This window comes from Exiguobacterium sp. FSL W8-0210, assembly GCF_038006045.1.
GTDB lineage: Bacteria > Bacillota > Bacilli > Exiguobacteriales > Exiguobacteriaceae > Exiguobacterium_A.
In genome coordinates, this window is the sequence record NZ_JBBOUK010000001.1 from 3,096,729 (window position 1) to 3,112,010 (window position 15,282).

General features: G+C 48.4%; 17 protein-coding genes. 1 reads left to right on the forward strand and 16 read right to left on the reverse strand.

Annotation, left to right across the window (positions count from 1 at the left end; genetic code table 11):
* Window positions 1-13: 13 nt before the first annotated feature.
* The 8 genes from rplI to MKY22_RS16080 all read right to left on the reverse strand — a co-directional run bounded on the left by rplI (window position 14) and on the right by MKY22_RS16080 (window position 6,218).
* Window positions 14-457 (reverse strand): 50S ribosomal protein L9, encoded by a 444-nt coding sequence (gene rplI / locus MKY22_RS16045; RefSeq protein WP_055969789.1) that lies wholly within the window; start codon window positions 455-457, stop codon window positions 14-16.
* Complete coding sequence (locus MKY22_RS16050) at window positions 454-2,439, reverse strand: DHH family phosphoesterase (RefSeq protein ID WP_290780560.1); 1,986 nt, start codon at window positions 2,437-2,439, stop codon at window positions 454-456. Before MKY22_RS16050 ends, rplI begins: the two co-directional genes overlap by 4 nt.
* Window positions 2,440-2,573: 134 nt before the next feature.
* A complete protein-coding gene (gene rpsR / locus MKY22_RS16055; protein ID WP_023469849.1) occupies window positions 2,574-2,804 on the reverse strand; it encodes a 30S ribosomal protein S18 in 231 nt (76 codons plus the stop codon).
* A gap of 44 nt (window positions 2,805-2,848) precedes the next feature.
* On the reverse strand, window positions 2,849-3,367 hold the full coding sequence (gene ssb / locus MKY22_RS16060) for a single-stranded DNA-binding protein (protein WP_023469850.1): 519 nt from the start codon (window positions 3,365-3,367) through the stop codon (window positions 2,849-2,851).
* 23 nt (window positions 3,368-3,390) lie between these two features.
* Window positions 3,391-3,678, reverse strand: coding sequence for a 30S ribosomal protein S6 (rpsF, locus tag MKY22_RS16065; RefSeq protein WP_023469851.1), 288 nt, complete (start codon window positions 3,676-3,678; stop codon window positions 3,391-3,393).
* Between the two features lie 120 nt (window positions 3,679-3,798).
* A complete protein-coding gene (ychF, locus tag MKY22_RS16070; RefSeq protein WP_214856537.1) occupies window positions 3,799-4,899 on the reverse strand; it encodes a redox-regulated ATPase YchF in 1,101 nt (366 codons plus the stop codon).
* 229 nt (window positions 4,900-5,128) lie between these two features.
* A complete protein-coding gene (locus tag MKY22_RS16075) occupies window positions 5,129-5,317 on the reverse strand; it encodes a DUF951 domain-containing protein (protein ID WP_023469853.1) in 189 nt (62 codons plus the stop codon).
* The gene (locus MKY22_RS16080; protein WP_290774220.1) at window positions 5,289-6,218 is read right to left on the reverse strand and encodes a mechanosensitive ion channel family protein; all 930 of its coding nucleotides are present in this window, start codon (window positions 6,216-6,218) and stop codon (window positions 5,289-5,291) included. Before MKY22_RS16080 ends, MKY22_RS16075 begins: the two co-directional genes overlap by 29 nt.
* Window positions 6,219-6,400: 182 nt before the next feature.
* Between MKY22_RS16080 and yyaC the strand changes: the two genes are divergently transcribed.
* Complete coding sequence (gene yyaC, locus MKY22_RS16085; protein WP_341090025.1) at window positions 6,401-7,018, forward strand: spore protease YyaC; 618 nt, start codon at window positions 6,401-6,403, stop codon at window positions 7,016-7,018.
* A 37-nt stretch (window positions 7,019-7,055) separates the two neighbouring features.
* On the opposite strand, the gene MKY22_RS16090 is transcribed toward yyaC, so the two are convergent.
* From MKY22_RS16090 to rpmH, 8 genes are all read right to left on the reverse strand, one after another.
* Window positions 7,056-7,820 (reverse strand): ParB/RepB/Spo0J family partition protein, encoded by a 765-nt coding sequence (locus MKY22_RS16090; protein WP_035411733.1) that lies wholly within the window; start codon window positions 7,818-7,820, stop codon window positions 7,056-7,058.
* A 38-nt stretch (window positions 7,821-7,858) separates the two neighbouring features.
* Window positions 7,859-8,701 carry a nucleoid occlusion protein gene (gene noc, locus MKY22_RS16095; protein ID WP_023469857.1) on the reverse strand — a complete coding sequence of 281 codons (843 nt, stop codon included), beginning with the start codon at window positions 8,699-8,701 and terminating at the stop codon, window positions 7,859-7,861.
* A 48-nt stretch (window positions 8,702-8,749) separates the two neighbouring features.
* Window positions 8,750-9,466, reverse strand: a complete 717-nt coding sequence (rsmG, locus tag MKY22_RS16100) for a 16S rRNA (guanine(527)-N(7))-methyltransferase RsmG (RefSeq protein WP_023469858.1) — start codon at window positions 9,464-9,466, stop codon at window positions 8,750-8,752.
* 5 nt (window positions 9,467-9,471) lie between these two features.
* Window positions 9,472-11,361, reverse strand: a complete 1,890-nt coding sequence (gene mnmG, locus MKY22_RS16105) for a tRNA uridine-5-carboxymethylaminomethyl(34) synthesis enzyme MnmG (RefSeq protein WP_174316735.1) — start codon at window positions 11,359-11,361, stop codon at window positions 9,472-9,474.
* A gap of 43 nt (window positions 11,362-11,404) precedes the next feature.
* Window positions 11,405-12,787 carry a tRNA uridine-5-carboxymethylaminomethyl(34) synthesis GTPase MnmE gene (gene mnmE / locus MKY22_RS16110; RefSeq protein ID WP_023469860.1) on the reverse strand — a complete coding sequence of 461 codons (1,383 nt, stop codon included), beginning with the start codon at window positions 12,785-12,787 and terminating at the stop codon, window positions 11,405-11,407.
* A gap of 147 nt (window positions 12,788-12,934) precedes the next feature.
* Window positions 12,935-13,789, reverse strand: a complete 855-nt coding sequence (yidC, locus tag MKY22_RS16115; protein ID WP_023469861.1) for a membrane protein insertase YidC — start codon at window positions 13,787-13,789, stop codon at window positions 12,935-12,937.
* 104 nt (window positions 13,790-13,893) lie between these two features.
* On the reverse strand, window positions 13,894-14,244 hold the full coding sequence (gene rnpA, locus MKY22_RS16120) for a ribonuclease P protein component (protein ID WP_023469862.1): 351 nt from the start codon (window positions 14,242-14,244) through the stop codon (window positions 13,894-13,896).
* 166 nt (window positions 14,245-14,410) lie between these two features.
* Window positions 14,411-14,545, reverse strand: coding sequence for a 50S ribosomal protein L34 (gene rpmH / locus MKY22_RS16125; RefSeq protein WP_012371910.1), 135 nt, complete (start codon window positions 14,543-14,545; stop codon window positions 14,411-14,413).
* Window positions 14,546-15,282 lie beyond the last annotated feature (737 nt).

Consider the following 15,282-nt stretch of genomic DNA (forward strand, 5'->3'; position numbering starts at 1 on the left):
TCCCCTTTTCTACTCACGCCTCTTTGACCTGAACGTTCAGCGTCGCTGTCACTTCGTTGTGTAGCTTCAATGGTACCTTCGTAAAGCCGAGTGCCTTGATTGGGTGCTCGAGCTCGATTTTACGTTTGTCGATTTTGTAACCCATGCTCTTGAGTGCTTCCGCGATCTGTTTGCTTGTGACAGAACCGAAGACACGACCGCCTTCACCGGCTTTCGTCGAGACGATGATCGTCTCTTTTTCGATTTTCTCTTTTAACGCTTGCGCGTCAAGCAAGTTCTGTTTCGCTTCTTCTGCTGCTTTACGTTCATGTGCTTCATGTTGCTTCAAGTTGCCAGTCGTCGCAGGACGCGCCAACTTTTTCTTGAAGAGTACGTTATTTGCATAAGCATCGGCCACGTCTTTGACGTCTCCTGCTTTACCTTGTCCTTTTACATCTTGTAAGAAAATAACCTTCATTCTGATTCCTCTCCTTTTGTCTCATCTTCTAGATATTGATCGATCGCTTTACGCAACGCATCCGCGACCGTGATGACCGATTCTGACATCTGTGTCGCCGCGTTCGTCAAGTGACCGCCGCCTCCGAGCGTCTCCATGATCAATTGGACGTTGACTTCTCCAAGGGAACGGGCACTGATCGCTGTCCGTCCGTCTTGAAGTTCCGCGATGACGAAGGCAGCACGAATGCCTTGAAGCGACAACAATTGATCGGCCGCTTGTGCGATCAAGACTTGATCGTAAATGACGCCAGGTTCCGCTGTCGCAATCGCCATCCCTTTCGTATAGACCTCGGACCGCTCGAGGATATGTGACTGCTCGACGTACGTCTCAAGATCCTGACTGAGGAACTCTTGCACGAGCACCGTGTCAGCACCTTGTGAACGCAAGTAAGAGGCAGCATCGAACGTCCGCGATCCGGTCCGAAGGGCAAAGCCTTTCGTATCGACGATGATTCCGGCAAGTAACGCCGTCGCTTCAAGCATCGATAGCTTTTGATTCGTCGGCTGGTACTCGATTAACTCGGTGACGAGCTCTGACGTCGACGATGCGTAAGGCTCGAGATAAACGAGGACCGCATCTTCGATGAAATCCTCCCCACGCCGGTGATGATCAATCACGACCATATGCTCGAATCGATCGAGTAACGTCGGTACGACGACGAGCGACGGTTTGTGGGTATCGACGACGACGAGTAACGTCTGATCGTCAATCAACTGATCGGCTTGAAACGCATTGACGAACCGTGTCTCGAGTTGTGGTACTTCAGCGATCTCGTCCATCATCCGGCGAATCCCGCGTCCGATTTCTTCTGGCGGTAAAACGATATGCGCTTCCTTATCGTTCATTTCCGCAAGCTTCAAAATGCCGATCGCTGATCCGAGTGCATCCATATCCGGATTCTTATGCCCCATGATCAGGACACGGCTTGATTCCTGCATTAAATCACGAAGCGAGTTGGCAATGACCCGTGCCCGGACACGTGTCCGTTTTTCTGTCGGGTTCGTCTTGCCGCCATAAAAGCGGACTTTCCCGTCGCGTTTGATGACGACTTGATCGCCTCCCCGTCCTAATGCGAGATCGAGACTCGACTGAGCCATCAGACCAAGCGTCGGAATCGGGTCACTTCCGCAACCAATTCCGATCGATAACGTCAACTGGACACCACGCTGACTCGTCTCTTCGCGAACGGTATCGAGAATCGTGAACTTCGATCGTTCGAGAATCCGGAGATTCTCTTCTGTCGTGACGATGAAATATCGATCGGACGCGGTCCGCTTGATATACGTTCCGTGTTCGGCTGCCCAGTGATTCAATAGTTGAGTGACACGACTGTTCAACTCACTGCGCAACTGATCTTCGATACCTTGTGTCATCTCATCGTAGTTATCGAGATAGATGACGCCGATGACCGTCTGATTGTCGACGAGTTGTTGTTCGACTTGTGCCTCTTCTGTCATATCGAACAGATAGAACGTCCGGTTCTCATGATTTGAAAAGACGCGATATACGGCATCACCGATTTCAAGCGTCGCTTGGTCCTCATTCGTCGCGACCATCTCGATGAATAAGGGATCGAGCTCATTGAGCGTCTGTCCCATCGCTACATCATCAAATATGTCCCGCATCGGATCATTGAACCAGGTGACGAGGGTATCCTCATCGTATAACAAAATCCCGATTGGCATGTTCGTCAACGCATCTTGTCCCGTCTCCTCGACTTGCATCGAGATTCCGGCGACGTACGCCTCCCATGCCCTGCGTGCACGACGTTCTTCGAATAGGTGCAATCCGAAGAGGAGGGCAGTCACGACGGCTCCGATAGCAGAGATGATCGGTTCACGTACAGCGACGACGAGAAGCAGACCGACGATTAATAGATACGGAATGAAGCGAACGATGCGTCGTTCTCGTTCCGGTGATACTTGTTGACCTGACTCCATCGTGTCCTCCTTATATGCTCTATAGGGTTCATTTAAATTTTTAGTAACTTGTTTATTATAACCGAAAAGCAGGAGGGGATGAAAGGGAAGCGAAAAAAAGCACCATCCTCACGTATGAGGATGGTGCTACGAAATCAGTCAGCCACGTATGGGATTAAAGCCATTTGACGTGCGCGTTTGATTGCGATTGTAAGTGGACGTTGGTATTTCGCTGAAGTACCAGTCACACGACGTGGAAGAATCTTACCGCGTTCCGAAATGAAACGTTTGAGAAGTTCTACGTCTTTATAATCGATATGAGTGATGTGGTTCGACGTGAAGTAACATACTTTACGACGACGTTTTCCACCTGGACGACGTGCCATGTGATTAACCTCCTTTTTAACTTGGATTTTTCAGGACGATTTCCTTAGAACGGGAGATCGTCGTCTGAAAGGTCGATCGAACTACCGCCGCTGAACGGATCAGCGCCGAAGCCCGAATTCGATGAAGCGGGTGCTGGCGAGGAAGAGTTGTTCTGCTGTTGCTGTGAACCCCATCCTGCAGCATTCCCGTTTCCACCAGTAGATGAAGCGTAGCCTTCGCTACCATCCGAAGAACGGCTCGCGTTACGTGACTCGAGGAAGCGGACGCTATCAGCGACGACTTCCGCACGATAACGGCGTTGCCCTTCTTTATCGTCGTAGCTGCTAATCTGGAGGCGACCCTCTACACCAGCAAGACTACCCTTCTTCAAATACTGAGCAACGTTCTCTGCTTGCTTGCGCCAAACGACGCAATCGATGAAATCAGCTTCTCGCTTCCCATCTTGCCCTGTGAAAGGACGGTCACATGCGAGTGTGAATCGCGTTACCGCAATCCCGCTCTGCGTATAACGCATTTCCGGGTCACGAGTTAACCGACCGACTAAAACGACGCGGTTAATCATCAGAATCACTCTCCTGTTTCAGCTTATTTCTCGTCTTTTGTGATCATTAAGCGAACGATATCGTCACTGATCTTCATGAGACGGTCAAGTTCTTTTGTAGCTGCTGGTTCAGCAGAAACGTTAAGAAGAACGTAGAACCCTTCACGCATATCATTGATTTCGTAAGCGAAACGACGTTTACCCATTTCAGTTGTTTTATCAACTGTACCACCGTTATCAGTGAGGACTTTGTTGAAACGCTCCACTGTTGCTTTGCGTGCTTCCTCATCAAGTTCCGGACGGATGATGTAAAGTACTTCGTATTTACGCATATCTGTCACCTCCTCTTGGACTGGCGGCTCGAATGTTCGAGCAAGGAGCAATAATTCATTACTCACATTCGTTAATACTACCAAAGTATTTTGCTTTATGCAATAACGATTCGTTTTCGATTAGACGTTGAAGCGGAATGTGACGACATCGCCGTCTTGGAAGACATATTCCTTACCTTCAGAACGGTAACGACCTTGTTCCTTAACTGTCGCCATGTTACCTGCAGCTGCTAAATCTTCATACGCAACGACTTCTGCACGGATGAACCCGCGTTCGAAGTCCGAGTGGATGACACCCGCACATTGTGGGGCTTTCATGCCTTTTTTAAACGTCCAAGCGCGTACTTCTTTTTCACCTGCTGTGAAGTATGTCGCAAGACCAAGTGTGCTGTACGCCGCATGGATCAATTGATCAAGACCCGACTCTTCGATTCCGAGATCGACGAGGAACTCTTGACGTTCTTCTGGCTCAAGCTCCGCAATCTCTTCTTCGATGCGAGCACAGATGACGATGACTTCTGCGCCTTCTTTTGCTGCGAACTCACGGACGAGACGAACGTTCTCATTGCTGTCTGCATCTGCGACTTCATCTTCGCCGACGTTTGCGACGTAGAGCATCGGTTTCATCGTCAACAATTGGAAGTGTTTGACGATGGCTGCTTGATCTTCATTCAATTCAGCGAGACGTGCTGGTTTCTCATCTTCGAGCAACGCTTGCACGATTTCAAGTGCTTCAAGCTCAGCCGCTGCGTTTTTATCGCGCGACTTGACTTGTTTTTGAACACGCTGAATCCGTTTTTCGACCTGCTCAAGATCTGCGAGGATCAATTCGAGGTTGATCGTCTCGATATCATCGATCGGTGAGACTTTTCCGGCCACGTGTGTGATGTTTTCATCTACGAAACAACGTACGACCTGACAGATCGCATCTACTTCACGAATGTTCGCGAGGAATTTATTTCCGAGCCCTTCCCCTTTAGACGCACCTTTTACGATACCGGCGATATCCGTGAATTCGAATGCTGTCGGGATCGTCTTTTTCGGGTTGACGAGTTCTGTCAATTTCCGAAGACGTGCATCTGGTACTTCAACGACACCGACGTTCGGGTCGATCGTTGCGAACGGATAGTTCGCTGCCTCTACACCTGCTTGTGTGATGGCGTTAAAAAGTGTTGATTTTCCTACGTTTGGTAAGCCAACGATTCCTGCTGTTAATCCCACTTGGAATTCCTCCTTTTCGGTATTTCCTAGGAAATCCGTGCTAGCGGCCGCAGTGGGTAGAATGATTACACCACGTCAGCACATCTTTCACAATTATAGATAGTTCATTTTTTTTAAGCAAGGAGCTCGACCGTCTTTTTTAATCACGCTCTAATCGAACACAATCACTTCGCTTATGAAAGACAACGAAAAAGCGGATGTGATCACGAGAATCACATCCGCTTTTTCGTCACTCTGGTAAGACTTTTTTCAATCGTTTATCAAAATCACGACGTGGCATTAAAATGCTCGCCCCGCAACCTTGACATTTGATTCGGATATCCATGCCGACCCGAATGATCTGCCATCGGTTCGTTCCACATGGATGCTGCTTCTTCATCTCAACATAATCATGGAGTTGATACGTTTTTGGAATCATCCGTCTGTCCACCATTCTTTTGTTCTGGATTCATCATGACCATCCGTGGATACGGGATCTTGATGTTTTCTTCTTCGAGTCCTTGCTTCAATTCCTTCCGGATCAGACGACCAGCTTGGAAATGTTGCATCGGTGGTACTTCTGCCATCAAACGATAGACGACTTCTGAAGGACCAAGTGTCTGAACACCGAGCATCTGAATCGGCTCGACGAACATATCGACATACTTCTTCGTCGTCCGGTCTGCAATCTCACGCAAAACTTGTTCGACACGTTCAAGATCCTCATCATAAGAGACTTGGACATCGACGAGTGCGAAACTGTTGTCGACCGAATAGTTCGTCACTTGTAAAATCTGACCGTTCGGGATGATGTGGATTTCTCCGTTGAGTCCTTTGAGTTTTGTCGTCCGGATACCAAGTTCCGTCACGACGCCTTCGATTACACCGACGCGTACATAATCTCCGACTTTAAACTGACGTTCGAAGATGATGAACGCTCCTGTAATGATATCTTGCACCAAGTTCTTCGCACCAAACGAAATCGCGAGACCAGCGATTCCGGCACTGGCAACGAGACCGGTGATGTTGATTCCGAACTGACTAAGCACTGTCAACAACATGATGATTCCAAGTACGTAACGAATCGCATTTTGGAGCAACTTCAACAGCGTCTCGTTCTGTCGTTGCGCCAAGTAGTCCTGTTCATTGATTTTCCTGATCGTAAAGAGACGTGAGACTGCCCCAGTCAAAACGCGCGTCAACACATAGAACGCCGCGATGATGATGAGCGCAATCAGTAGTTTCATCCCAAAACGAATCCACATATCCGCATCCATTACTTGGTTGATCAATTTATCGACTTGGGCGACGGATTCTTGTACATCTTGATTGGTAGCCATTCTCTCATCCTTTCTTATTCTCTCTATTACGACAGTATACGTGATTTTGATCGAGTTTCAACCAAAGAGCCGATTTTGACGTTAGATTTCTGGAAAAACCGGGAAAGGAAAATCATCTAAGAACCCTTCACTCTTGCCAATCCACCACGACACCGACATCAAGAGAAGAAAGGATGATTTCGATGAACTTCCGCTTTCATTCGCACGAGCCCAAGCCCTATTCTTTCTTTTTAGAATATACGGAACCGTTCGCGAAAGAACGCTTAGCTGAACAATTATTCGAACAAGTCTCTGCCGTCCAAGAAAAACGTCCGATCGTACTCGTCTGCATTGGTTCTGATCGTTCGACAGGTGACTCACTCGGTCCACTCGTTGGGACATTCCTCGAGAAACAAGCGCCTGCTCATCTTCACGTCTACGGTACACTCGCTAAACCCGTCCATGCACTGAATCTCGCAGAAACCATTCACTCGATCCAAACGACCCATTACCGTCCACTCGTCATCGCGATCGATGCGTGTCTCGGTCGCCTTTCAAGTGTCGGACATGCCTTTTTCTCGGAAGGTCCACTCGCACCCGGCGCCGGCGTCCAAAAAGAGTTACCTGCGGTCGGTGACTTCAACATTAAGGCTGTCGTCAACGTCAGTGGATTCATGGAGATGATGATTCTCCAGAACACACGGTTACATCTCGTTTATGAACTAGCAGAACTCGTCGCGAACAGTTTCCACATGCTCGATGCGAAACTATCCGCTGAATCGACACGGACGACGATTTCCTTCACGCCCCGTTCGATGTAATGAAAAAGAAGCGAACCGTCGCCCGGATCGCTTCTTTTTAGTGATCCGATTCAGGTAATAACAAGTCGAGCAACCGATTGAGGTCGTCTTCGTCTATAAAATCGATCTCGAGTTTCCCTGCTTGTTTTCCTTGTTTAATCCGAACGGTCGCCCCGTATTTTTCGCGAAGTGATTCCTCGACGAATTGAACAGCGGTCGCTTGTTGCGGACGGGCGGCTTCCTTACGTTCCCGAAGCGCCTGCTCTAACCGACGGACGTTCCAGTTCTCCGCCATGACCCGTTCTGCCATCTGTTCGATCTTCTTTGGATGTTTCAGCGACAGGAGCGCGCGGGCATGTCCCATCGATAGACGCTCATCCATGACCGCTTGTTGAACGAGTAACGGCAATTGTAGTAACCGAAGACTGTTCGTGATGTGCGAACGACTTTTGCCGACACGCTGCGCAAGCTCTGCTTGCGTGATACCGAATTCCTCGATCATCTCCGCATACGCCATCGCCTCTTCAATCGCGGATAAATCCGCCCGTTGGATGTTTTCGATCAAAGCGAGCTCCATCACGCGTGTCTCGTCTGCTTCGATCACGAGGACCGGTACACGTTCGAATCCTGCGCGACTCGCTGCTTGATACCGTCGTTCGCCGGCGATGATTTCATAATAGCCATCACGTGGTCGGACGACGATCGGTTGGATCATCCCGTGCCGAACGAGTGATTGGGCGAGTTCTTCTAATGCTTTTTCATTGAATCGTTTCCGGGGTTGAGTCGGATTCGGGCGAATCGCCCGAACAGGTAATTCGTTCACTTGCCTTCTCTCCTAAACGTAGCGGAAGGCACGACCGCTTATTCCGGACGTGCCTTCACGATGCGAATCCGCACCTCTACATATTCTTCACAATCGACTTCTTCTTTTTCAATCGTCAATCCGGTTTGCTCGATCATATCGACGGAATCGCGAAGGGTATTTAACGCAATCCGTGTATCCCGAGCAAAGCTCTTATGACGTTTTTTCTTCGGTGGCTGTGGTGTCATCAATCGTTCCACCCGGCGCTCCGTCTCCTTGACGTTCCATTCCCGTTCCAGAATTTCAGCGAGTACCGTTACTTGTAGCGCTTCATCCTTGAGCGGCAATAACGCACGGGCATGACGCTCCGTGATCGTCCGTTGCTTCAACGCTTCCCGGACATCCGTTGGCAATCGAAGCAAACGCAATTTGTTAGCAATCGTCGATTGACTACGTCCGAGCTTACGAGCTAACACTTCTTGCGTGATGTCTTGTAACGCAAGCAAGCGCTCATAGGCTTCTGCTTCTTCGATTGGTGTCAAATCTTCGCGTTGCAGATTTTCAATCAATGCCAGTGAAGCAGTCGTCTCGTCCGTCATCTCTTTGACGATGGCAGGAATCGTTTCCCAGCCAAGCGAGCGCACTGCCCGGTATCGTCGTTCTCCCGCAATGATTTCGTATCCTGTTCCTTGTTTTCGAACGACGATCGGCTGGAGTAATCCATGCTCTTCGATCGTAACGGCTAGCTCTTCAATTCGGTCCCCATCAAACACTGTCCGTGGTTGGAACTGGTTCGCGACAAGTTCTGTCAATGGTAATTCCTGAACCGTCTCTTGTGGGTCAAGCTCGATCGTAGCAGGTTGCCCTCCCTTACCGAGCAGCTTGGCAATTGCATTTCTCACGTTGGCGCACCTCACCTTTATCAGTCATCGTTTCACGTGAAACGGTGTTTAGCTTAATGGATCTTTCGCAGGCGTACCCGCTTTACGCGGATATTTCCCGGGTGTTGTTCGTTTTTTATCTACAATAACGATATTACGCTCACTTTCCTCGCCTGGCAATTGGAACTGGAAACTTTCCCGTAAATTCCCACCGAGTACTTTTAAGGCAATCGCACCATCCTCGAGCTCTTCACTGACTTTCGCTGCCTTCAAGGCAACGAATTGTCCCCCGACTTTCGCAAGCGGTAGGCAATATTCCGCGAGAACGGACATCCGGGCGACCGCACGTGCTGTCACGACGTCGAACCGTTCGCGGAATTGTTTATTTTTGCCGAACTCTTCGGCGCGTCCATGATGGAACGCGACACCTTCGAGTCCGAGTTCCGTCGCCAAATGATTGAGGAAGCCGATTCGTTTGTTCAGTGAATCGACGATCGTCACTTGGAGATGTGGGAACATGATCTTGATCGGCAGACTCGGGAAACCAGCGCCCGCTCCGACATCACAAACCGTCGTGACTGTCGTGAAATCGAAATAGAACGCTGCTGTGATCGAATCATAGAAGTGCTTGAGGTAGACATCTTCTTCGTCCGTGATCGCTGTCAGGTTCATCTTTTCATTCCACTCGACGAGCAGTTCATAATACCGTTTGAATTGATGCAACTGATGTTCTGAGACCTCAAGTCCCTGTGCTGCCAATGCTGTTACGAATTGCTGTTGGTTCATCTCGTTCACTCCGCAGTCAATGCGTATTGGCCTTGTTCGATATAGACAAGCAAAATCGAGATATCAGACGGGTTTACCCCTGAGATCCGGGATGCTTGTCCGATCGAGAGCGGACGCACTTGGTTTAGTTTTTGTTTCGCTTCAATCGCTAATCCACTGATCGCATCGTAATCGAGACGATCCGGAATCCGTTTTTGCTCCATCCGCATCATTTTTTCGACTTGATCAAGTTGCTTATCGATGTAGCCGGCATATTTGACTTGGATTTCGACTTGTTCTGCTGCTTCTGCAGACAGTGGTGTTTCTGGTGGTGTCATCTGCGCAATCATCGCATACGTGATTTCCGGGCGTTTCAGCAACGTGATCGCATGCAGAGCTTCCTTGAGTGGTGATGCACCAATTGCTTCTAGCTGTGCATTCACGTCCGCTGTCGCTTTGATGACGACCTTCTCAAGACGTTTCATCTCAAGACGGATTTGTTCTTGTTTATCGAGCAACTTCGCTTGGCGCTCTTCCGAAATCAATCCGAGTTCATGTCCGATTTCCGATAGACGAAGGTCCGCATTATCATGACGGAGCAACAACCGATACTCGGCACGTGACGTCAAGAGGCGGTACGGTTCGTTCGTACCTTTCGTAACGAGATCATCGATCATGACACCGATATAGCCTTGTGAACGTGACAAGATAAGTGGTTCTTTGCCTTGGACTTGTAGTCCGGCATTGATCCCTGCCATGATCCCTTGTCCTGCCGCTTCCTCATAACCACTTGTTCCGTTGATTTGACCCGCTGTGAATAAACCAGGAACACGTTTTGTCTCGAGCGTTGGCCATAGTTGTGTCGGAACAACGGCATCGTACTCAATCGCATAACCAGGACGCATCATTTCTGAATTCTCAAGCCCAGGAATCGAACGGAGAATATCGTGTTGAACGTCTTCCGGTAAACTTGTCGATAATCCTTGCACGTAGACTTCTTCCGTATCGCGACCTTCTGGCTCAAGGAAGATTTGGTGACGCGGTTTATCGTTGAACCGGACGACCTTATCTTCGATCGATGGGCAATAACGTGGACCTGTTCCTTTGATCATCCCAGAGAACATTGGTGAGCGGTGCAGGTTCGCATCGATCAACTGATGCGTATACTCCGTCGTATACGTCAACCAGCATGGGATCTGTTCCGTGATCATCTGAGTCGTTTCATGACTAAATGGAAGTGCTACTTCGTCACCTGGTTGAATCTCCGTCTTCGAGTAATCGATCGTTTTCCCGTCGATTCGCGGTGGTGTACCTGTCTTGAAACGTGCGAGCTCAAATCCGAGTTCTTCAAGATGTTTCGATAGATTGATCGATGGCATCTGATTGTTCGGACCACTCTCGTACGACAATTCACCGATGATGATTTTTCCGCGCATGAACGTTCCTGTCGTGATGATGACCGCTTTCGCCCGGTACTCCGCCCCTGTATTCGTGACGACACCGACGCAACGTCCTTCGTCGTTAATCAATAACCGTTCGACGAGCGCTTGACGTAAGAGCAGATTCGGCTCATCCTCGAGCGCTTTTTTCATTCGGTTTTGGTATTCGAATTTATCCGCCTGTGCCCGTAGTGCTCGCACGGCAGGACCTTTTGATGTGTTTAACATTTTCATTTGAATATACGTTGCATCGATCGCGCGTGCCATTTCGCCACCGAGCGCATCGATTTCCCGAACGACGATCCCTTTTGCAGGACCACCGATCGACGGGTTGCAATACATGAATCCGACCATATCGGGATTCATTGTCAACATGACCGTTTTCGAGCCCATTCGTGCCGCAGCAAGAGAGGCTTCGATGCCGGCATGTCCGGCTCCGACGACGATGACGTCGAATTCACCTGCTTGATAAGCCATAGTACTGGTTCCTCCTTCTTATTCCACACGCAGTCGTCTCGAATTATTTCCCGAGACAGAACTGCGAAAACAACTGATCCAATAAACTATCCTGTGCTGTATCACCATTGATTTCGCCAAGCGTATCCCACGCTCGTCGTAAATCGATCTGTACCATGTCGATCGGCATCGCTGCTTCTGCTGCACCGAGAGCATCTTCAATCATTTGACTCGCTCGTTTGATGAGCTGGATGTGACGCGCATTTGAGACGTACGTCATATCCTGACTTTCGACACCCTGTTCAAAGAACAGACTCGCAATCGCTGCTTCGAGATCGTTGACGCCTGCTTCTTCGAGCAAGGATGTCGTGACGATTGGTCGACCATCAGCAAGCTCCGTGACACGCGCTAAGTCAATCTGTTGCGCCAAGTCACTCTTGTTGACGATGATGATTGCGTTCATCCCTTTGATTGCTTCAAACAGCAAGACGTCCTCATCCGTCAGAACATCATTCCCGTTTAGGACGAGTAAGATTAAATCGGCCGTCTTCAAAGCCTGACGCGACTTTTCAACACCCATCCGTTCGACGATATCTTCCGTCTCGCGAATCCCTGCCGTATCAATCAACTTCAACGGTACACCGCGAACATTGACGTATTCCTCGATCGTATCGCGCGTCGTTCCCGCGATATCCGTGACGATGGCCTTTGCTTCTTGCACCAATGTGTTGAGCAAAGACGACTTTCCGACGTTTGGTCGACCGATGATCGCTGTGGATAACCCTTCACGAAGGATTTTTCCTTGGCGTGCCGTTGTTAATAACTCTGCTAAAATCGCGCGGACAGCACCAGCATCACGTTCGACGATCTGTTGCGTCATCTCTTCTGCATCGTACTCTGGGTAGTCGATGTTAACTTCGATTGCAGCAATCGTCTGCAACAATTGTTGACGTAAGTCTTGGACGAGTTTCGAGAGACGCCCTTCAATCTGACTGACGGCGACATGCATCGCTCGGTCCGTCTTCGCCCGGATCAAATCCATGACGGCTTCCGCCTGTGACAAATCGATGCGTCCGTTCAAGAACGCGCGTTTCGTAAATTCACCAGGTTCCGCCAACCGGACTTCCGGTTGGGCGAGGATGAGTTCGAGGACACGATTGACCGCGACGACTCCTCCATGACAATTCAATTCGATGACATCTTCACGTGTAAACGTCTTTGGTGCGCGCATGACACTCACCATCACTTCATCGACGACACGGTCCGCCTCATGGTCGACCAATTTCCCGTAATGAATCGTATGGGTTGGTACTTCCGTCAAGCGGTTGCTCCCTTTGTAAACACGGTCGGCTACAGCGACTGCATCAGGACCTGATAAGCGCACGATCGCAATCGCCCCTTCTCCCATCGGCGTCGAAATCGCGGCAATCGTATCAAATTCCATCATCCGTTCTTCCACCTCGTTTTTCTTCCGTCTTTTTATGAGTATTTAATCCTTAATCGTTGCAATGGGTATAACGAAACAACTATACACGAAATGACGCAAAAGAAAAAGAGCGACACTCTGTCAAAACAAAGCGTCGCTCTTCACGTATTAGCGTTTCTTTTTCGATTTTTTAGGAGCCGGTGCTGCTTGTGCCGCTTCTTTTTCACGTTTAGCAGCCATTGTCGCTTCCGTCTGCAACTTAATCTTTTCACGCATTGGCTTCATGATGACGATCGTGACGATGATCGAGAAGATGTAACCGACGACCCAGTAAAGCGAAAGGGCTGATGGGAGTGTAACACCCATGATGAAGATCATGATTGGGAAGACGTAAAGCATGATTTTCATTTGTGGGTTGTCTTCTTGACCTGCCATCGAGATCTTTTGTTGCAGATATGTTAGTACCGCAGACATGATCGGCAAGATGAAGAATGGATCCGGTTTCCCAAGGTCGAACCAGAGGAACGTGTGTTGGAAAATAGCTGGTGTATAAATGATGGCATTGTAGAACGCGATCAAAATCGGCATTTGGATCAAGATCGGTAAACAGCCTGCAAGTGGATTGACGTTGTGCTCTTGATAGAGCTTCATCATTTCCTGTTGCAATTTCTGTTGTGTCTCTTGGTCTTTTGAGCTGTATTTCTCACGAAGCTTCATCATTTCTGGTTGAATGACTTGCATTCCACCCATACTCTTCGTTTGTTTAATCATCAATGGAAGGATGACAAGACGAACGAGAAGTGTCGTAATGATGATTCCGATACCGTAATCACCGCTAAAGAACTGTGAAATCTCACGAATCAACCACGCCATCGGCCAAACGAAGTAATGTTTCCAAAAACCTTCTGTGTCTGCTGTGATCGGTTCACCAGTACCATACGAACTAGGTGTACAGCCGGATAATACGATCGCGAGCACGGACATGAGTCCGAGAGTTAACCAAATCTTAGTTCTCTTGTTCATAATTCCTCCTAGAAATTGTTTACGCTTTGTCGAACGCCATCTTCTTCTATAGTAAGGCAAGGAAAGGGAGCGCCGTACAAATCAACAGGATGCATTGCTACGATTCATTTTTTTGATCGCATCCAGACACCGGAACGTTTGAGCACGTGACGGAGACTGTCAGCCACTTCTTGCGCGGTCATCTTCGCGGCCGGATTGCGCGCGATGATCACCAAATCATAATTCGGGGCAATCGAGGCTTCATGCTGCTGGCACGCTTCCCGAAGATACCGTTTTACCTGATTCCGGACGACGGCATTCCCGATTTTCTTACTGACGGATAAACCAACCCGAAAGTGAGTCTGTTGCTCCTTTTTCAAGGCATACACGACAAATTGCCGATTTGCGACAGAGGCTCCTTTAGTAAACACCGCTTGGAACTCCTTGTCTTTCTTGACGCGGTATTCCTTCTTCACCTTATTCACACTCCATCCTGACACTACGAAAATTCGTCGTCTCTCATCATATCATAGAATAAACATGCGACGCGATAGGGCGCATGTGACAAAAGCACGAACACACGAAAAAACATAAAAAAAAATCACCTCGGATCATGCCCGAAGTGATGGATGCATCAATGCATTAGACAGTCAAGGCTTTGCGGCCCTTAAGACGGCGAGCAGCCAAGATACGGCGGCCACTCTTCGTAGCCATACGCGCACGGAATCCGTGAACTTTTTTACGCTTACGGTTGTTTGGGTTGAAAGTTGGTTTCATTCGTCTGCACCTCCTTTAAAAGATTTTATAACCAATTGTTATTTTCTACTTTAAGGCAGTCTTGTACATTATATAAACTGATTGTGGCATTGTCAATGAAAGTTCAGAAGATTTCTTGTCCTGCTTAAGGGATTTCTGGTTCGAAAACAGACGATAGGATTCGACTGCGCAAACTCTATTACGCGATAGAATACATATCGATCATGGAGGGGATGTTTGTAGACTTATCCACCTATCCACAGACTTATCCACATTATCCACACTTTCCGTGGATAACTCTTCACTTTGTCTACAATAGTATTTTTTAAAATCGACGTCAATCCTCGATTTTGGATTTCCTTTTTCCACTTCTTTATGTATTTTGTGAATAACTCTTTTTCAACGCTTCCTCTTTTAAAAAGTTATCCACCTCTTATCCACAATTTATCCACACTATCCACAGCTTGTGGGTAACTACCTGTGGACGGTTTAATTTACTTGTGGATAAATCATTCCAACCATTGCCAGGGCTCATTTCTTTTGATACACTAATTGTGCATAACATGATCCTGATTGTTCAGGACAAAACAAGTTATACACACCCTGTGGATAACTTTATACACAGATTCAACTGCCTGTGGATAACGTTATCCACAGTTTTTACGTTATGGGGATAAGTCGAGTTTCTTCATTAACTTTGTCTGTGTATAAGCCTGTGTACAAAAATTTTCTATCTTGATAAAAAAAGGGGGGTATTT